The following is an 18,758-nucleotide window of genomic DNA, read 5'->3' on the forward strand; positions in this document are numbered from 1 at the left end:
ACTTAGAATTTGGCTGAGAGGGTGAAAAAGGCCTGGGGCTTTGTCGATGAATCCGACGTGGGTTTCCGGAACCCTTTTGCCACTTCAGCCGACGCATAGAGATTTTCAAGAATGTTCACGCGGATACCGCCGCCAAACGAGGAAGCACTGGTCCGTTCATGCGAAACATTGTCGTCGATGTCCCAAACCTGCCCGGTATCGACAAAGCTGTAGAACTGAACACCGTTGGGAAAGACTGCGGGCAAGTCGGGCGAATAGCGCACTTCAAGCGATGTCGCCCAGCCATTATCCCCGGAAAATTCGTTATTATCGAAACCGCGACCATAATTCGCCCCGCCAAGCGCCATTTCCTCGCTGGCAAGCAACGGGGTCACGGCATATTGCCCGGTTGCGGTCGCCAACAGGCTGACGGTTTGTGTCACCTGCTGAACACGCGTCAGGTCGATGGTTCCCTTGGTAAAGGAACCACTGGCATCAGAGCGCGAGGCAAGCGGATCATCTTTTTCCGTTGCGTTCAGAATGTCCAAACCGCGGTGAATCGTCGCGCGAACAGCCGTAATTCCCTGGAAACTGTCGGTCAGGTCATAGCTGATACCGGCCCGCGCAATATGAAGCCTGTCCCGGTTAAAGGCGCTATCAAGCACATCGGTATCGATAGAGCGATATTCATATTCGCCGGAAATACGCAGATTCTGAAGACGGGAGCGGATCACCGGATAGGTCGCAATGGCACGCTCGGCAATAACAACACTGTTGACATCAAGGGCATCAAGCTCCCTGCCCGGGCGGGAGCGGCCATAACTGCTGCTCAAACCCAGCATCAGACCATCGTCCGAATACATGCCCTGATAATTGGCACTGATCGACCAGGAACGCTCGATCGGTGATGAAAGCTGGGTTTGAATACCAAGCTGGTCGGCATGGGAACCAAACGAGTTAAACTGAACCAGTCCAAGCCCCTGGGCATTACCGGAATAGGGGGAATTCCGGTTATCGATCGACACGGTACCAGACATGGCATCGCGATCGGCTTCCACCAGCATTTCGGAGCCACCCGGCGTATTTTCCGATGGTTTCAGGGTGGCGCGAACGCTCATACCGGCCAAATCATTGGCCAGAAGAAGACGGCGTTCCATTTCCTCAACCGTGATTGGCGTTTTGCCAATCAGCGGGTTCAACAGCCGTTTAATTGCCGCACTGACCGGGCCGACATCCTCCTGTACGACAATGTCGGAAATAAAACCCTCGATCACACGGACCTTAAAAACACCATCCGTCACTTCCTGCGGGGGAACCACAACACGCGAAATCACATACCCGGCATTGCGATATTTACGTTCGATATTTGCAGCGACCTGGAAAGCATCGGCAATCGTGATGGTCTTGCCCAGCATATCCCGATAAAGCGGCATCAGCTCATCTGTCGAAAAGGCGGTTGCCCCCTCGACTTCAAAGGTTTTCAAAACAAAGCTTGCTTCCGCCGCACCGGCGGGAACTTCAACTGCGGCAGCACCCGGAACCGAAATACTGCCCGCCTTGCCTGACGGCATTGCCAAATCCGGTTGCGACAGATCCCGACCGGCTTCCGCACCCGATGGCAACTTGGAAGGAACCGTTTGCGCCCAGCCTTGAGAGGGCTCTCCAAATATCAGAGACGCACAAAGCACCGTTGCTGCCAGGCAAGGGCGCATCAAATCCATATTTTTGCTCAAAGATTCCCCCAAGAATCAGCCGCCTAAAGTGGAAAGCCGCATTTGCAGCCTTCAAAAACCCCAAAAAAACGCATAAACTGCGCTACCCTAACGCTCAGTTTTAACGCACACACGCCTACCAATCTAATACGTTAATATAGATAATGTGTCATTATAGGCGTTACAATAATCGCGATGCAATTAAATTTTTGGGTTCAACGGTACGATATTTGTCCGCAACCGACACACATCAAGATTTTATTGGGAAAATATTTTTCGCGCCCTGGTAATATAACCATTGGTCCCCCTACCCCGAGTGATTGCCGGACGTCTATGCCATCCTAGTACCTGCGTAACCGATAAACCAACACCCGAAGCCGGTACTCTCTTACCGCCAGCAATCTAAGATTGTTCACTTTCCGGGCGGCGTGACAGGGCACTATTTAACGACAGGGAATACCAAACCATGCTGAACATCGTTGCAGATAGGAAAAATTAACATCTGTAAGAGCAAAATGGCACCTGACAGCAGCCACCCACCTTGCTGTTATCGCACTCCAGCGAAGAAAAAGTCCGGCAACGGCACCTGCTTGCATCCAGCAAAATCCAGCTCAATTGCTGATCAAAATCCTGCCTTCCATAATCGTCATGACAACATCAAAATAAGGTGATCTATATTTTGATATGTATGATATAATGTATTGATATTGAGTTATATTATGTCGAATGAGACAACTTATGGATCAGGGTTCATTTCAGGACAATCTGGCTAGGCTACGCCAGGAACTGGCGAAAGACCGGGAAAAGATTTCCAGTGAAACGCAGGAGATTTATAAAGAAATCGCGACCTCGGCTCCGCCGCCTGCAAACAGTGTCACAACAACCGATCCTGCATCCTATATCGGTGTTGCCTTACGAGCAGAACGAAAACTGGGGCGATTGGCCGAACGTCTGAATCACACCGGAATGCTTGAAAACTGTCGCTTTGCGGCTTCCCTACTGGAAGCATGCGACGTCGTGACGGCAGAGGGTCGCGGCGCAACGCCCCGCCGCCTTTTGCAATTCATGGCATATGAAGGGGATTCATCGTCGCATTACGAAAACCTGATCGGTGCAATGGATGTTTTTGCGACCTGTCGCAAACCGGCGGCACCTGCACAGGGAAAAGTGACGTCAGAACTGGTCCGGACCATTGCCACGCGTGCAAGCTTGCGGTCACGGAACTGGCTTTCGTCGCCGGATCGGCTCGATTGGCATAAAATCATCAGCGACAGGCAAATCCCCTGCCCGCTCGACACGGTTTTGATTGCTCGTTTTTGCGATCAAATGAATGACCATAATCCGGGAAACGGTATTATGGCCGTGGCCGACACTTTATATATGGCCTTAAAATGGCTTTATGAGCTTGAACAGCACTATGACGCCCTCGCACACGATCATGATATGTCGCCAGAGATGGAACTGGAAACGGATAATCCGCAAGCCATCTATTGGAACCGGACATGCCGCCTGTTGATTCCCTATCTTGTCGCGCATTTTTGCGATGGCATTCTGCTACCGTTGATGTGCGGGACACCCGTCACCAACTCTCTGGTAAAATTGCGCCCCCTTTTCGCGCACAATGCGCCTGCCGAAAATGCACGTCCCCATACGCTCGCTGTAATATTGGACGGAATAGAACGGCTTGACCAAACCGAAAAACAGGTTCGCCAACAGTGGCGCAAGGCGGAAAAACTCTCGGCGGACGGACGCGGTTTGAGCCTGGCAAAAATCACCAGCCACCTTTTTCAACACGGCACCATTTGCGCGGCCGATATTGTAGAATTATGCAATTTAACACCACAGGCTGCGCATTACCAATTGAAACGACTGCTCGAATCAGGTCTCATCTCGCGCGGCCCCAAAGGCAAAGTCGGCGGCCATTACTTTCTTGATTTTCTATTACATATGTAACAGCCCTGCCCGCCTCCACACATTTCGCGCCAGGACCCCCTTCGTTCTATCGGACGTGAACAGCCGAAAAAGATGAACAGAGTCTTAATCAACGATTTTCATTTCCGGCATTGACTGCTAATCTCCTTCGTTAAATGCGTTCTGGACAGACTGAAAAGCTCACTGACAGGCGAAACCTTCAAGACAGGTTTCCCCGTTTTTCCTGTTGATAGTAGCCTACACCCCTCAAACTCCTCACCAAAAACATTTTATTTTCAAGATGATATGAATACAAAAACGATTATCGGTCATCGGTCATCGGTCATCGGTCATCGGTCAAGCGATACTCGATGAACGGAACACGCGTATCGTTTAATCGTGTATCGATTATCGAATATCGTATAATCAATAAACAACTATCGTTTATACGATAGACGTTAATTGGATAATCGTTTTACGGAAATTGATTAAACGTGGAACGTATAGACGATAATGAATTTTCGATTATTCGATACACGACTTGTCGTTTAACGTGCAGCCGTGTATCGGTTAATCATGTAACGACTATCGATTAATCGCGTATCGAGTTTCGTAGATCGGTTAAGTGAAAATCGCATTTCGGTTTTGCGTTTCACGATTATTCGTGTTACGAATATCGATGAATCGGGGAACGATGACCGAAGAATCAGTTTTTGCATTTCCGAGAAACAATCTTCGATCAACGGATATCCGAGAATCCCGTTTCGGGTATCGCTCTATCGGTTTACGTGTTTGCATTAACCGGATTCCGACGATCGCTCTACGGAAAATCGATGATCAGATATCGATTATTCAAGATGCGTTTATCGGAAAACCGATAATGGAGAACCGTATAATCGGATTACGAGAAAGGAATTATCGACAAATCAATAACCGCACACCGGCATTCGATTACCGGAAAAGGACGAAACGATAACCGCTAAACGATTATCGAAAAGCCGCGCCCCGAACATCGAATATCGATACATTAAGAACCGGAATCCGATTATCGACCATCGGTTTTCGCATATCGATCCCCGGAAAACCCGGTCTCGATATCCGAAAACCGTATTGCGATCGGGACACCACACATATCATCAAGGGTCAAGGAACCGACATGGCACGCTATAATTATGATTTGCCCTCAGACCTGATTGAAAAAGTAAAGGCCAAAGGCCCAATGGTTATTGCGACGCTGAATGAAAAGGGCGGCGTTGGCAAAACCACACTGACATTTCAGGTATGTGTTCACCTTGCCGAGGCCGGACTGAAAGTCCTTGCCGTGGACCTTGACCCCCAGGGCAACCTGACCAAAACGACCCTTCGCTATGGCGAATTGCAGCATGACCGCGTTTTTGACGATGTCGAAATTGATCGCGCCAATTCCATGAGCATTTTTTCCAATGCCAATGAACGTGTTAAACCATTGGAAATTAGTGGAAACCTTGCCCTTAATACCGGCAATACCAACCTGGTCGCCCTGATGGGCATTCAGCATGACCTGTTGCTCGAACTTGACGAATATCTGGCGCGACAGACCGAGTTTGACGTCATGATCATTGATTGCCCGCCCACCCCGGGCAATCATGTTACCGCCGCCGCGATGGCCGCCGATTACGTGTTGTCGCCCGCAAATGCCGATGAATATTCGTCAGATGCCATCAAAAATGTGGTCAAAACCATCACCCGTTTCAAACGAAAATATAATCCGGGTCTTAACCTGCTTGGCGTCATTCTAAATGACGTCGATAACAGCTCGAAAATCAAGAAAGACTATGTCGAACTGATGCGCGGGGAGGGGGCGGAGCCCGACGAATTTTACTACAGCATTCGCGACCGAATTTTTGAAACGCGCCTTGGCAAACGCGTGGCATTTCAGGAATCGCAAACGGTCGGCATGCCGATTACCCGCTATCAGCGCGGCACCGCAGCCGATGAAATGTACAGTTTTCTGCTCGAGCTTGTGACCCGACTGAGCAAGGAGGAAGCGTAATGGCGACAAAACCCAATTTTGCCCGTCTGGCCCGCCGCGAAAGAGTTAAAAAAGTCCCGCCAAGTCCGCAGGATCTTGCGGAAATCTGGAATCCTGATGATACGGATGCGGATATCGCCAGCGACCTTTCAGAACAGATGCCCGAGCCGGAACCGGAAGCAAAACGGCCCGACCCCGTGCCTACATCGCCGCAGCCACGGGTTTCGGCACCACGCGAAGAGCCGACCACATCGCCGCAATCAGACGGGAGCGTGCATTCCGGCAAGGAATATATTGGCCAGTTGCGCATCGAAACCAAGGTCGACGAGGCCGTAGATCATGTGATCCGCATGCTTGTGCGCAAACGCAAAGCCCATTTGCAAAAAAATGATCCGTTGCCCGAGGGTGAAGAATATACCCGGGCCGATTTCATGCGCGAGGCATTGATCCGCTTTTGTCGCGAACTCGACAGCAACTTTGATGACCGAATCGAATTGCAACGCAAAGTTATGGACGAAGATTAACAGTTCGTAACTTTGCGGACAAAATGAACATGCCCGATGGGCACAAACGGCGGATTTCCCTGGAAATACCGCCGTTTTTATGCCTGTGCTTTTCCCCTCCATTTAGCGACAATTTCCACTGGCGGCACAAAACGGTAATGCCATGATGACCGGGCAAAACAGCCAAAGCGCAAAACTGAATGCCTGGTATTTCATCAAAACCCGGGCAGGGTGGGGCAGGGCAAAGTCTTTGTTGCAATCGGACATGTGACCAAAGCAGGGAAACGCAAAAGCGCCGTCACGCGCCATTTCACGATTCGGCATTTCACGGACAAACCCCGCTTCCTTTGGTAAATGAATCTTCTATCCGGACTAAAACAGGGCAGTCCTGCCGCGCCAGCGCCCCTGAAACGCCGTTGATCTGTCCGCGATGTACCGATTCGAGAACCAAACGATTCGTTATTTCGCGGACAAAGTGCCGTTAACCTTTTGAAAATAAATCTTAAAGCATCGCTTAAAGTCGTAAAGTGACGGGATTCCAAAGGGTTAGAAAAATGCCTTTTCAAAACCAGCGCAAGCCGCCTTTTATCGGATCGTCACAACGCGGACAAAAGGGCAAAAATCCCGCCAAAGGCCCGATAAGACACACCCTTAAAAAATTCGGCAAGACTGCGATCGAAAAAATCTGACCGCGAAATGCCGAATATTCAATCGCATAAGGACGTTCTTTTTCGTCATAACGCGGACATTTTTTCTCGGCACATCGCGGACAGTCCTGAATCAAAACATTGATATATCGGGCAGATTTGACCAAACTCGGCACATCGCGGACAACAGGGGCAAAGGGACAGATACGTGGCAAGTTCACAACAGGTCGATCTATTTCTGGATCAACTGGTAGATGGTGCCCCTTTCAAGGACGACCGGATGCTTATGGAGCATCCCTGGTTCTCGCTGACCAAGCAACCGCGCCGCACACCATTTCACTACAGCCGCGGCGGTGTCGATATCCGCATAGAGCCGGGTGCCAAAGGCATGGCAAACATCTATGACAAGGATTTGTTGATGTATCTTGGCTCGATCATCAACGAAAAACTTGAACGCGGTGAAAAGGTTAGCGACCGCAAAATCACCTTCGCCGCCCATGATTTTCTGCGCTCGACCAAACGCCAGACGTCAAAGCGGGGATATACCCTTTTTCTGGATATGTTGGAACGGCTTGACGGGACACGTGTGCGAACCAACGTTGAGTCCGGAAATGACAAAATCCGGTCGGGTTTTGGCTGGATCGAAAGTTACCGCATCATTGAACGCAAAACCAAAAACGGCCGTTCCATCATGGCCGGCGTGGAAGTTACCCTGAATGAATGGATGTTCAAGGCGATTGTCATTGACCGCCGTGTATTGACCATCAGCCCGCGTTATTTTGACCTTTCCAAGGGGCTGGAACGGCGCATTTATGAACTGGCCCGCAAACATTGCGGCCAGCAGCGCAGTTGGCTGATCAGCATTCCCTCGCTCAAGGAAAAATGCGGTTCTGACCGCGAAGAACGCAAGTTTCGCGCCGATCTGGGCAAGATCATCGAGGATGGCAATATCCCCGATTATTCCCTGCGCATGGGCAAATCTGCCGATTTTGACAGCGCGTTTAAAAGCCGCAATCCCAAGGAATGGATGCTCGAAGTCCGCCCCATCCGTCCGCAAAGTGACGAAACACTTGATGCTGCGGCCAATCCGGCCGAAGAAAGCCCCGAAAAACTGTTTGAACGGGGAGATGCCCAGTTCCGACCCAAACCGCTTTCCATCCACGTCATCAATAATGCCCGTGAACGCTTTCCTGACTGGGATATAGACCATCTGGAGCGTGAATGGGCCAGTTCAAGCCAAAGAAACCAACTGGTCATCAAGGACCCGGAAAAGGCCTTTATGGCGTTTTGCGAACGCTATGTCGCCAATCGCAGCATCGATATGTAAAGCCATCTGTGGATAACTTTTGACCCTTAACGGCATATCGCGGACCAAAGATCGGTACATCACGGACGATCAATCGGTACTTTGCGGTCGTGTTATCACGGACGGGATATTTGATACTTCGCGGACAAAAGATCGGTACAACGCGGACGGCTCAGGATGACTGACTCCTGAAAACACAAAGGAGTCTCTTTGCCACGTAACTTAGATAACTCTACTCTAACAATCTTTATTAACTCATATAACAAATCTAAGGCATTTGGACGTTATATATGAATTAATCCTTTGTTAATAAATAAAACCATACAGCACCTTCCCTGTCCACAAGAAAAGCAAACGCCTGATCTGCCAGCCAAACAAAGTTCGTTTTACAAAGGACTTGCTATTCGCCATATTTGGGAATATATCCCATATATGGAACACCCACAGCAAGCCAAACTGGACCAGCAAATCGCAAGACAGCTTCGGCACTTGCGACAGCAGCGCAACTGGACACTCGATCAGCTTGCCAGCAAAACCGGCATAAGCAAATCAACCTTATCAAGGCTGGAAAAAGCCGATGTCAGCCCGACAACAGACATGCTCGCCAAATTATGCAGCGCCTACACGCTGACCTTATCGCGTTTGATGTTGCTGATCGAAGATAACTTCCAGCCTCATTACCCTGTTAGCCAACAACCGGTATGGACGGATCCCAAAACAGGTTTTGTCCGACGCTCTCTTTCACCGCCTGCTTCAACGCTGGCAGGTGAAGTCCTGGAATGCACCATCCCGGCCAATACCACGATTACATACGAACAACCGCCAAAAACCGGGCTTGAGCATCATCTCGTCATGCAGGACGGCGAGATAACATTATCCCTTGATCATACGTCCTATACATTACGGCCAGGCGAGAGCCTTCGATATCAGTTGACCGGGGCAAGCCGTTTTCAAACGCCAGCAAAGTCAGCCGCACGCTATTACCTGTTTATTGTATGAGACGGCCAATGCTTAACCCGGACGTAACGATAGAAAATTGCCAGCCGGAACAATTCGATCTTTATTTAAATGATCTGGCTTACCTCCTTCTTGCGTGCGTCCATGCAGGGGCCAGCATCAGTTTTATCGATCCTTTTGACATTGATGATGCCCAAAAGTTCTGGCAGGAAAATGTCCGCCCCGGTGTCGTTGCAGGTACCCGAAATGTATTGGTGGCAAAAGTAAGGGGGGCAGTCGCCGGATCGGTTCAGCTTGATTGTGATACACCACCGAACCAGAAACATCGTGCCGAGGTGGCAAAATTGCTGGTTCATCCGGATTATCGGCGCCAGGGTCTGGCAAAAAAGCTTATGCGGTCACTTGAAGATCTGGCGCAACGTCGTAAGCGGTGCCTGATCACGCTTGATACCCGCACCGGCGATAAGGCCGAACCGCTTTATGGTGCATTGGGATATGTAACAGTGGGATCCATTCCCGGCTTTGCCAGGGACCCGTTTAGCGAAACGCTGGACCCAACCACGATCATGTACAAGCAACTGTGAGCGATATTGGGGGGACCGAGAATTAACCGTGTTCAACCATTAAAATATGATCAGCGGTTAGAACCGTTTCATCATTTTGGTTTAAAACATCAATCCGCTCAATAACCTGGCCGAAATCTGAATGGTCTGTTTCGGCAATCAGGCGAGAAACGGTAATAGAGGCATGCAGTGTATCACCAATAAAAACCGGGCGAACAAAACGGACCCGGTCATATCCCGAGGAAAAGGCAACCGGATTATTGCTGGTTTGTGATGCCAGACCGACAGCAAAGGAAAAAACCAGAGTGCCATGTGCGATGCGGCGTTTGAATTCGGTCGTTTTGGCGAATTCGGCATCCATATGATGGGGGGAAAAATCCCCTGTATGCCCGGCATGTACGACAATATCGGTTTCGGTAATGGTACGGGCAGGGCTCTGGCGCATTTCACCCTTACGGTAGTCTTTGAAATATTGCCTGTTTTCCATGCTGATTATCGCCCCCTAAAAACAGGATAAAACATCCTGTTGCCCCTGCCAGGTGAAATCTGGCTGATTGTCTAACCCGCTTTTACCAATTGGGCCCAAGGCTTGCAATTAAACCCGGACTATCGAACAGGGATGATGTTTTGGGACAAGCGGCAGTGGGATAACCACCTGAGACGCGACACGTAAATTCGAAGATCGATCATCGTTTCTGATGTAACAACATATTGAAAATAATAATATTTATTCGATATTGTCTTTGATTGTGCCAATGCGTACAAGCATCGGACCACATTTAGCGCAAGATGGACCGACTATGGCGCGCAAAGAAAAACCGGTTATTTGGCCTTCTTGAATTAAAATTCGGCACATTGCGGACGTCCATATGTCCGCGAAGTGCCGATCATTTGGGCTGCGCGCCCATCAATTTCTCACATCTGACGCCAGAGTCGCTTTCACCGGGCGGTTTTGCCCATATTTCCGCAAATCACGGTGAAACACTCAGATATTGCGATATGTATCACGGCCTCTGAACATATTCTTTAAGTATATGATTTTACTGAATAAATAATCGCTAGAATGAACGATGTGAAACAGAAATAAAAACAAATGTTTCATTATGAGATATTGTGAAACATTTGTTGTTTTCTGGTCCGTGATATGGCTTAATTTCAGCTATTATCCAGAAGCAGGCAGGGCCAAAGATGCCAGCATATGACGATTGTCGCGAAAAACTGATTGATACATATGATGCGATGAGCCCGCAGCTACAACGCGCGGCACGTTATATGCTTGATCATCCTGATGATGTCGCCCTTAAATCGATGCGGGCTTTGGCAACCGCGGCTGGTGTGACGCCCAGCACCCTTGTCCGTTTAATGAAAACCATCGGTATTGCCAGCTATCAGGAATGTCGTCTGGGTTATCAAAACCGTTTGCGCGATATGCCCGCCAGTTACACGGGACGCGCCCGCCAGTTGCAGCATCGCAGTACTGCCAGGCACATATCGGACGAGGACAAAGATGACAGCAAAATCGATGCCCGCAGCACTGAAACGACATTGATAGCAGAAATTTTGCATCAGGAGCTTGGCAATCTTGCCCGCTCTTTTGGGCCGGAAATGTGCACTGCCATGCAGGATGCCTGCAAACTGATCGGGAATGCCCGGCGTGTTTTTGTGCTGGGGCGGCGCGGAGCGTTTCCTGCTGCCTTTCAGTTTGCCTATGCGTATCGCTTTTTTGCCGACAATCTGACGCTGGTGGACGGGGCGGCTGGCACCTTTGGCGATCAATTGCGGGGCATGGGGCGGCGCGATGTTTTGCTGGCGGTTGGGTTAAGCCCCTATAGTAACGACAGTTTGCAGGTGCTCGATTATGTGCTGGCGCAAAACGCTACGGTTATCAGTGTTACGGATTCCGATGTTTCGCCGCTGGCGCGTCATGCCAGCATTAATCTGATGGTTGCTGATGCGTCCCCGTCGTTTTTTCAGAGTTTTACGGCTGCCGTTGCGGTGATGCAGGCGCTGGTCGCGATTTTGGTCTCTCGTGGCGGAGAAACAGCCCTTCAGCAAATTGCCCGGGCCGAAAAGCAGCTTTCGGCTTTCGAGACATACTGGCGGGATGCCAGTCCCAAACGGAACATAAAATCATGACAACACATGTTTTACATCGCAACAGCCTTGTCCAGCCGCCCCGCGCCGTTGCGGGGGAGGGGATTTATATTATCGATGAAAATGGCAAACGGTATCTTGATGCGTCGGGTGGGGCGGCTGTTTCCTGCCTGGGGCATTCGGACCCGGATGTAAGGGCCGCCATTATTGATCAGGTTGGCAAGCTGGCCTATGCCCATTCCGGTTTCTTTTCATCCGATCCGATGGAAGAACTGGCCGATGATCTGATTGCTCATGCGCCTGCCGGGATGGAAAAGGTATATTTTGTTTCCGGCGGGTCCGAGGCGGTTGAAGCTGCCCTGAAAATGGCGCGGCAATATTTCCTGGAAATTGGAGAGCCAGAGCGCAAATTTGTTATTGCCCGGCGTCAGAGCTATCACGGCAATACGCTGGGTGCGCTTTCGGTTGGCGGAAATATGTGGCGCAGACGGCAGTTTGAACCCCTGTTGATTGATGCCAGCCATGTTTCGCCCTGTTATGCCTATCGCAACCAGCAAGCAGATGAAAGTGCCGAGGAATATGGCCTGCGGGTGGCAAATGAACTTGAAGGGGCGATCCTGAAGCTGGGAGCAGGCCAGGTTGCCGCCTTTGTTGCCGAGCCGGTTGTGGGCGCAACATCGGGTGCGGTTACTGCCGCGCCGGGTTACTTCAAACGTATTCGTGAAATTTGCGACCAGTACGGTGTTTTGTTGATCCTTGATGAAGTGATGTGTGGCATGGGGCGCACCGGTACCCTTCATGCGATCGAGCAGGAAGGGATTTCGGGCGATTTGCAAACGATTGCCAAGGGCCTTGGTGCCGGTTATCAGCCAATTGGGGCGGTACTGGTTTCAGGCAAAATTGACCGTGCCATTGCCAGTGGCAGCGGTTTTTTTCAGCACGGGCATACCTATCAGGGCCATGCAACTGCCTGTGCCGCCGCCCTGGCAACGCAGCGTGCCATTCGGGGCAGGGGCCTTTTGGCAAATGTCGTAAAACAGGGGGAAACCCTGCAAAATGCCCTGGTGACGCGCTTTGGCGATCATCCCTATATTGGTGATATTCGCGGTCGTGGTTTGTTTCGTGGTGTGGAATTTGTTGTTAATCGGAAGACAAAAGAACCCTTTGATCCATCCCTGAAAATTCACGCCAAAATCAAGAAAACCGCCTTTGAAAATGGTCTGATGTGCTATCCGATGGGTGGCACGATTGACGGGCAGCACGGGGACCATGTGTTGTTTGCGCCCCCCTATATTGTGACCGAAGAACAGATTTACGACATTGTGACCCTGTTTGCCAAAACCGTTGATCAGGTCTTTTCAGCAAAGGGGCAATTATGAGCCTTTATGCACAAACGCCCGCCATTCTGGCTGTTGCCCCGAACGGGGCGCGCAAAATGCAGGCTGATTATCCGGGGCTGCCGATTACTCCGGCGGATCTTGCATGTGAGGCGCGCGCCTGTCTTGAGGCTGGCGCGTCAGTGATACATTTGCATGTCCGGGACGATGAAGGCGGTCATAGTCTGGATGTGGGACGCTACCGCGAAGCAATACAGGAAATTCGCAAAGCTGTCGGCGATGAATTGTTGATACAGGTTACAAGCGAGGCGGTTGGCATTTATGATGCCGACGCCCAGATGGCGATGGTGCGTGAATTGGTGCCCGAGGCGGTATCGCTGGCCATTCGTGAAGTGGCACCAGAAACTTGTGACGAACAGGAACTTTCAGCCTTTTGTGCCTTCATGCGCGAGGCGGATATTTTGCCGCAGTTTATTCTTTATGCGCCGGAGGACTTTGCGCGATATGCCGAGCTGGTGGCGCGTGGTGTTATTCCTGGCAGCGGTTTTCCGCTGTTATATGTGCTGGGACGCTATACCGAAGGGCAAAAATCCAGCCCGGTTGATTTGCTGGCGTTTTTGGCAACACCCGTTTTGCGGGAGCAACCGTCGCTGGTGTCAAACTGGATGATGTGCGCCTTCGGGCAATTTGAAAATGCCTGTGCGATGGCGGCAATCGCGCTTGGCGGTCATGCCCGGATCGGTTTTGAAAACAACACCCTGTTGGTGGATGGAACATCTGCCACGTCCAATGCGGCGTTAATTGACCAGGCAAAAAAGGGTGTTTTGATGCTGGGACGCCCGGTGGCGGATGCAAAAGTAGCGCGCAAGTTGCTTCGTCCGGCGTGGTAATATCAAAAAAAGTTGAAAATCCTGTGATATTGTTCACAGTTTGACGGTCAGGAGGGATCACTTCTCGTGCTGTTGGGTTCATAATTGTGCAGCTTTAAATATAGTCCCCCGCAATTGGGGGGAACCATCGCACGCGATGGTTCTGCGTCCAAGTTCTTCTGTTGCTTTGCACAGTTGAATAATTCCAACAGGGTGTATAGGGAGTCAATCCTGATGAAAAAGCTTGTTGCTATTGCAAGTGCGGTTGTGGCCTTGGCCGGGGTTTCGATGTTTTCGACCCAGGCGTCGGCTGCTGACCAGAAATTCATTACCATCGGCACCGGCGGTGTAACCGGCGTTTATTATCCAACCGGCGGTGCGATCTGCCGTTTGGTCAATAAGGGCCGCAAAGACCACGGTATTCGCTGTTCGGTCGAATCCACCGGCGGGTCGGTTTACAATATCAACACCATCCGTGCGGGTGAGCTTGATATGGGCGTTGCCCAATCCGATATCCAGTATTACGCCTATAACGGTACCGGCAAATTTGAAGATCAGGGCCCGTTCAAGGAACTGCGCGCTGTATTTTCGATCCATCCCGAGCCGTTCACCGTTGTTGCCCGTGCGGATTCCGGCATCAAAACCTTTGATGACCTGAAGGGCAAACGCGTCAATATCGGTAATCCGGGTTCCGGCCAGCGTGACACGATGGATGTTGTTATGGCCGCCAAAGGCTGGAGCGTGGATGATTTCGCGCTGGCTTCCGAATTGAAACCGGCCGAACAGTCCCAGGCACTGTGTGACAACAAAATCGACGCCATGATCTACACCGTTGGTCATCCGGCCGGGTCGATCCAGGAAGCCACCACGGCCTGTGATTCTGTACTGGTTGACGTTTCCGGCCCGGAAATCGACAAGCTGGTTGCCGATAACCCCTATTACCGTATCGCCACCATTCCCGGCGGCATGTATCGCGGTAACCCGGAAGATGTGAAAACCTTTGGTGTTGGCGCGACCTTTGTTTCTTCGACCAATACCGACACCGACATTGTTTACAATGTTGTCAAAGCGGTTTTCGAGAATTTCGACGACTTCAAGAAGCTGCATCCGGCTTTTGCCGTTTTGAAAAAAGAAGAAATGATCAAGGACGGTCTGTCTGCACCGCTGCATGACGGCGCTGTCAAATATTACAAGGAAGCTGGCCTGATGTAAGGTCGCTTTGAACGGGGGGCCTTCGGGCCTCCCGTTTTGCCTGTCTCTCCTGTCCTGCGCGGGCGTTAAAATTCAAAGAAATCAATAATATGTCCGCACATGATCCCTGGCCTTTCCTGGCAGGGATCAATCAGGTTCTGGGTGTAACTGAAACGGCATCGCCGTTTTGACCGGGGAAATAGCATGACAAACGAAAAACGTGCGGCGGATGACAATGATCGGGATCTTCAGGACCTGATTGCTGAATCCGATACGGGCGCGCGACAGCCTGGCGGTATAACTGCCCGAATTCTGCTTTTTGTGGCCGTGGCGTGGTCCGTGTTTCAGCTTTGGCTGGCATCGCCGTTGCCCTATATATTCCATTTCGGCGTTTTTAACTCGACCGAAGCCCGTTCCATCCATCTTGCTTTTGCGGTGTTTCTGGCCTTCATGGCCTATCCGGCCTTCAAAAGTTCACCGCGAACCTATATTCCAATCCAGGATTGGGTTCAGGCCTTGGTAGGCGCCTATTGCGCGGCCTACATTTATATCGCCTATGTTGAACTTTCCGGTCGTCCCGGCCTGCCGACCACAATGGATCTGGTGGTGGCTGGTGTTGGCCTGGTGATGTTGCTTGAGGCGACCCGACGTGCCCTTGGCCCGCCCCTGATGTGCGTGGCCCTGGTGTTTCTGGCCTATGTCTTTTTTGGCAATGCGCCCTGGGTGCCCGATGTCTTGCAATGGCGCGGGGCAAGTTTCTCCAAGGCCATGTCGCACCAATGGCTGACCACCGAAGGTGTCTTCGGGATCGCGCTGGGTGTTTCCACCAGCTTTGTGTTTTTGTTTGTGCTGTTTGGCTCCCTGCTCGATAAGGCCGGGGCGGGTAACTATTTCATCAAGGTGGCCTTTGCCGCGCTGGGGCATATGCGCGGGGGGCCGGCAAAGGCGGCGGTGCTGTCATCGGCCATGACCGGGCTTATTTCAGGCTCCTCCATCGCGAACGTGGTCACGACCGGGACCTTTACCATTCCGCTGATGAAACGGGTTGGTTTTCCGGGGGAAAAGGCCGGCGCGGTTGAGGTGGCATCTTCGGTGAATGGTCAAATCATGCCGCCGGTGATGGGGGCTGCAGCCTTCCTGATGGTGGAATATGTTGGTATTCCCTATCCCGAAGTCATCAAGCATGCCTTCCTTCCTGCAACCATTTCCTATCTTGCGCTGATTTATATTGTGCATCTTGAGGCGCTTAAGGCCAATATGCAGGGCCTGCCGCGCCGTGAAGAGCCCGATATGAAGCGCACGCTTTTGCGTTCGCTGATTTTTCTGTGCTCGCTGGTGATCGTGTCCGGGGTGGTTTATTACGCCCTGGAATGGCAGCAGCAATTATTTGGTGCGGCTGTTGGCTGGATTGTTTCGGTTGAATGCGTGCTGATTTATCTGGCGGGTCTTTATTACGCCTCGAAATATCCCGATCTGGAAATGGATGACCCCAACCAGCCGGTTGTTGAATTACCCCCGTTGGGTGAAACGGCAAAGGCCGGCCTGCATTATTTGCTGCCGGTGGTGGTTCTGGTGTGGTTTTTGATGATCGAACTGAAATCACCGGGCCTGTCGGCCTTCTGGGCGACGGTGCTGATGATTTTCATCATGCTGACGCAAAAGCCGGTTAAGGCCTTTTTCCGCAAACAGCCCGATTATATGTCCCTGTTCCGCACCGGTGTTGTTGACGTTATTGACGGTTTTGCGACTGGTGCGCGCAATATGATCGGCATTGGCGTTGCAACCGCCGCAGCCGGTATTATCGTGGGGACGGTTTCGCTTACCGGCATTGGCCAGGTGATGGTTGAATTTGTCGAAATCATTTCGGGTGGCAACCTGATGCTGATTTTGATCATGACGGCCGTTATCAGCCTGATCCTGGGCATGGGGCTGCCGACCACGGCCAACTATATTGTGGTTTCCAGCCTGATGGCCCCGGTGATTGTTGAACTGGGCGCCCAAAATGGCCTGATCGTGCCGCTGATTGCGGTGCATCTTTTCGTGTTCTATTTCGGCATCATGGCCGATGTGACACCGCCGGTGGGGCTGGCATCCTTTGCCGCAGCCGCCATATCCGGGGCGGATCCGATGAAAACCGGCTTTGTCGCGTTTTTCTATAGCATGCGCACCGCCGTTTTGCCGTTCCTGTTCCTGTTCAATACCCAGCTTCTGATGATCGGTATTGATCATGTTTTCGAGGCCATCTGGGTGATTGTGGTGGCGATCATTGCGATGCTGGTCTTTGCGGCGGCAACAATGGGGTATTTCTTTACCCGTTCGCGCCTGTGGGAAAGTGCGGCATTGCTTTTGGTCGCCTTCACCCTGTTTAGGCCCGGTTTCTGGCTTGATCTGGTCGAACCGCCCTATAACAACGTCAACCCTGCCGAAATTGTTGAAAAGGTTGCCACTTTGCCGGCCAATGCCAATTTGCGCATTGATGTCGAAGGCATCAACCTGGAAGGCGATGAGGTCAAGAAATCGGTCATGTTGCCGCTGGGGCCCAAGGCATCAGGCGAAGATCGCCTGTATAATGCCGGGATCGCGGTGCGTAATGAAGACGGCCGCATTTATGTCGATGACGTTGTCTTTGGCGGCCCGGCCGAAAAGGTGGGGATCGATTTTGATTATGAAATCACTGCCATCAAGCTTGAGGCGGAACGGATGCCCAAGGAAGTGTTTTTTGCCCCGGCATTTTTGTTGCTGGGCCTGATCATCTTCCTCCAGCGTCGTCGCCATCGCCATAGTGATGGCACCCGTGCACCCGTCAAGGAGGGCTGAAGATGTATAAGGATATCCTTGTTACTGTCGATCTGGACCATGATTCGTCATGGAAAAAGGCCCTGCCTGCAGCCATCCGCGAGGCTCGCCAGGAAGGTGCGCGTCTGCATGTGCTTACTGTTGTGCCAACGGTTGGCATGTCGATGGTCGGGCAGTTTTTCCCCAAGGGATACGAGAAAAAGGTTCTCGAAGCCTATAACGAACGCCTGCACGAATTTGTCGCAGCAAACGTGCCGGCGGAAATCAAGGTGCAGCATATTGTGGGGCAAGGCACGGTTTACGAGGTGATTTTGCAGATCGCCAAAAAAACCAACTGTGACCTGATCGTCATGGGGGCCCACCGACCGGAACTGAAAGACTATCTTTTGGGGCCAAATGCCGCGCGTGTTGTGCGTCATGCCACCTGTTCGGTGCTTGTCGTTCGCGACTGACCCTTCTATCCATTCCCTTGTTGTCTGGCGGGCATGTTGTGGCATGCCCGCTTTTTTTGCCTGATAGTGACGACGTAAACGATTGTGATGATTTTCGCAGCAAGGTGATTATCCGAATGTCTATAGCCTTGCGAGGTGAGTTTTATACCTAATGGTATAAAAAATGCGGTTTTGATCGGTGCCTTGAAATTTGGTTGGGCTCAGAGGCTTTTCGATCAGTGTTTTTGTAATATTTATTTTTATTTTCAATATATTGACTGTCCGTAGTGCTGTTGCCCGATAAAGCAGGCGGGGCGACGAATTGGCACATGATTGTCAGTATTTGTCAGAATTTTCGAGTCCAGTTTGATCCGTGTTTATTGTATAAATTTTAAGAAGTACCACTATGGTATAGTTGTGTCTGCATTTGGGGTGCAGATGTAGGGGTCTC

14 protein-coding genes are annotated in these 18,758 nt (G+C 51.2%); 12 read left to right on the top strand and 2 right to left on the bottom strand.

Features of this window, described 5'->3' with window-relative positions; all coding sequences use genetic code 11:
• Positions 1-2: 2 nt before the first annotated feature.
• Complete coding sequence (locus TH25_RS17145) at positions 3-1,550, bottom strand: ShlB/FhaC/HecB family hemolysin secretion/activation protein (protein WP_181847674.1); 1,548 nt, start codon at positions 1,548-1,550, stop codon at positions 3-5.
• An 879-nt stretch (positions 1,551-2,429) separates the two neighbouring features.
• Here TH25_RS17145 and TH25_RS17150 point away from each other — a divergent pair.
• The 6 genes from TH25_RS17150 to TH25_RS17185 all read left to right on the top strand — a co-directional run bounded on the left by TH25_RS17150 (position 2,430) and on the right by TH25_RS17185 (position 9,610).
• The gene (locus TH25_RS17150; RefSeq protein ID WP_181847676.1) at positions 2,430-3,644 is read left to right on the top strand and encodes a winged helix-turn-helix domain-containing protein; all 1,215 of its coding nucleotides are present in this window, start codon (positions 2,430-2,432) and stop codon (positions 3,642-3,644) included.
• Between the two features lie 1,114 nt (positions 3,645-4,758).
• Entirely contained in the window at positions 4,759-5,634 is an 876-nt protein-coding gene (locus TH25_RS17155) for a ParA family protein (RefSeq protein WP_114089535.1), read from the top strand.
• Positions 5,634-6,137, top strand: coding sequence for a hypothetical protein (locus tag TH25_RS17160; protein ID WP_114089536.1), 504 nt, complete (start codon positions 5,634-5,636; stop codon positions 6,135-6,137). The genes TH25_RS17155 and TH25_RS17160 overlap by 1 nt, the downstream gene beginning before the upstream one ends.
• Before the next feature lie 834 nt (positions 6,138-6,971).
• A complete protein-coding gene (locus TH25_RS17175) occupies positions 6,972-8,090 on the top strand; it encodes a replication initiator protein A (RefSeq protein WP_073957198.1) in 1,119 nt (372 codons plus the stop codon).
• A gap of 282 nt (positions 8,091-8,372) precedes the next feature.
• Positions 8,373-9,068, top strand: a complete 696-nt coding sequence (locus TH25_RS17180) for a helix-turn-helix domain-containing protein (protein WP_258549200.1) — start codon at positions 8,373-8,375, stop codon at positions 9,066-9,068.
• Positions 9,069-9,076: 8 nt separating this feature from the next.
• A complete protein-coding gene (locus tag TH25_RS17185; RefSeq protein ID WP_114089540.1) occupies positions 9,077-9,610 on the top strand; it encodes a GNAT family N-acetyltransferase in 534 nt (177 codons plus the stop codon).
• Positions 9,611-9,632: 22 nt separating this feature from the next.
• On the opposite strand, the gene TH25_RS17190 is transcribed toward TH25_RS17185, so the two are convergent.
• Complete coding sequence (locus tag TH25_RS17190; protein ID WP_114089541.1) at positions 9,633-10,076, bottom strand: MaoC family dehydratase; 444 nt, start codon at positions 10,074-10,076, stop codon at positions 9,633-9,635.
• A 701-nt stretch (positions 10,077-10,777) separates the two neighbouring features.
• Between TH25_RS17190 and TH25_RS17195 the strand changes: the two genes are divergently transcribed.
• The 6 genes from TH25_RS17195 (at position 10,778) to TH25_RS17220 (ending at position 18,328) form a co-directional block, all read left to right on the top strand.
• A complete protein-coding gene (locus TH25_RS17195; protein WP_114089542.1) occupies positions 10,778-11,725 on the top strand; it encodes a MurR/RpiR family transcriptional regulator in 948 nt (315 codons plus the stop codon).
• Positions 11,722-13,062 (top strand): aspartate aminotransferase family protein, encoded by a 1,341-nt coding sequence (locus TH25_RS17200; protein ID WP_114089543.1) that lies wholly within the window; start codon positions 11,722-11,724, stop codon positions 13,060-13,062. The genes TH25_RS17195 and TH25_RS17200 overlap by 4 nt, the downstream gene beginning before the upstream one ends.
• Entirely contained in the window at positions 13,059-13,910 is an 852-nt protein-coding gene (locus TH25_RS17205) for a beta-keto acid cleavage family enzyme (RefSeq protein ID WP_114089544.1), read from the top strand. Before TH25_RS17200 ends, TH25_RS17205 begins: the two co-directional genes overlap by 4 nt.
• Before the next feature lie 213 nt (positions 13,911-14,123).
• A complete protein-coding gene (locus tag TH25_RS17210) occupies positions 14,124-15,101 on the top strand; it encodes a TAXI family TRAP transporter solute-binding subunit (protein ID WP_114089545.1) in 978 nt (325 codons plus the stop codon).
• A 183-nt stretch (positions 15,102-15,284) separates the two neighbouring features.
• A complete protein-coding gene (locus TH25_RS17215; RefSeq protein WP_114089546.1) occupies positions 15,285-17,897 on the top strand; it encodes a TRAP transporter permease in 2,613 nt (870 codons plus the stop codon).
• 2 nt (positions 17,898-17,899) lie between these two features.
• Complete coding sequence (locus TH25_RS17220; RefSeq protein WP_073957205.1) at positions 17,900-18,328, top strand: universal stress protein; 429 nt, start codon at positions 17,900-17,902, stop codon at positions 18,326-18,328.
• Positions 18,329-18,758 lie beyond the last annotated feature (430 nt).

The sequence above is a fragment of the Thalassospira profundimaris genome (assembly GCF_003326755.1).
Taxonomy (GTDB): Bacteria; Pseudomonadota; Alphaproteobacteria; order Rhodospirillales; family Thalassospiraceae; genus Thalassospira; species Thalassospira profundimaris_B.

What these genes read in the sequence shown, in the direction of transcription:
- TH25_RS17145 (WP_181847674.1), bottom strand. Translation starts at nt 1,550, where the DNA reads ATGCCGTCAGGCAAGGCGGGCAGTATTTCGGTTCCGGGTGCTGCCGCA.
- TH25_RS17205 (WP_114089544.1), top strand. Translation starts at nt 13,059, where the DNA reads ATGAGCCTTTATGCACAAACGCCCGCCATTCTGGCTGTTGCCCCGAAC.
- TH25_RS17190 (WP_114089541.1), bottom strand. Translation starts at nt 10,076, where the DNA reads ATGGAAAACAGGCAATATTTCAAAGACTACCGTAAGGGTGAAATGCGC.
- TH25_RS17185 (WP_114089540.1), top strand. Translation starts at nt 9,077, where the DNA reads ATGCTTAACCCGGACGTAACGATAGAAAATTGCCAGCCGGAACAATTC.
- TH25_RS17150 (WP_181847676.1), top strand. Translation starts at nt 2,430, where the DNA reads ATGGATCAGGGTTCATTTCAGGACAATCTGGCTAGGCTACGCCAGGAA.
- TH25_RS17210 (WP_114089545.1), top strand. Translation starts at nt 14,124, where the DNA reads ATGAAAAAGCTTGTTGCTATTGCAAGTGCGGTTGTGGCCTTGGCCGGG.
- TH25_RS17215 (WP_114089546.1), top strand. Translation starts at nt 15,285, where the DNA reads ATGACAAACGAAAAACGTGCGGCGGATGACAATGATCGGGATCTTCAG.
- TH25_RS17195 (WP_114089542.1), top strand. Translation starts at nt 10,778, where the DNA reads ATGCCAGCATATGACGATTGTCGCGAAAAACTGATTGATACATATGAT.
- TH25_RS17155 (WP_114089535.1), top strand. Translation starts at nt 4,759, where the DNA reads ATGGCACGCTATAATTATGATTTGCCCTCAGACCTGATTGAAAAAGTA.
- TH25_RS17200 (WP_114089543.1), top strand. Translation starts at nt 11,722, where the DNA reads ATGACAACACATGTTTTACATCGCAACAGCCTTGTCCAGCCGCCCCGC.
- TH25_RS17220 (WP_073957205.1), top strand. Translation starts at nt 17,900, where the DNA reads ATGTATAAGGATATCCTTGTTACTGTCGATCTGGACCATGATTCGTCA.
- TH25_RS17160 (WP_114089536.1), top strand. Translation starts at nt 5,634, where the DNA reads ATGGCGACAAAACCCAATTTTGCCCGTCTGGCCCGCCGCGAAAGAGTT.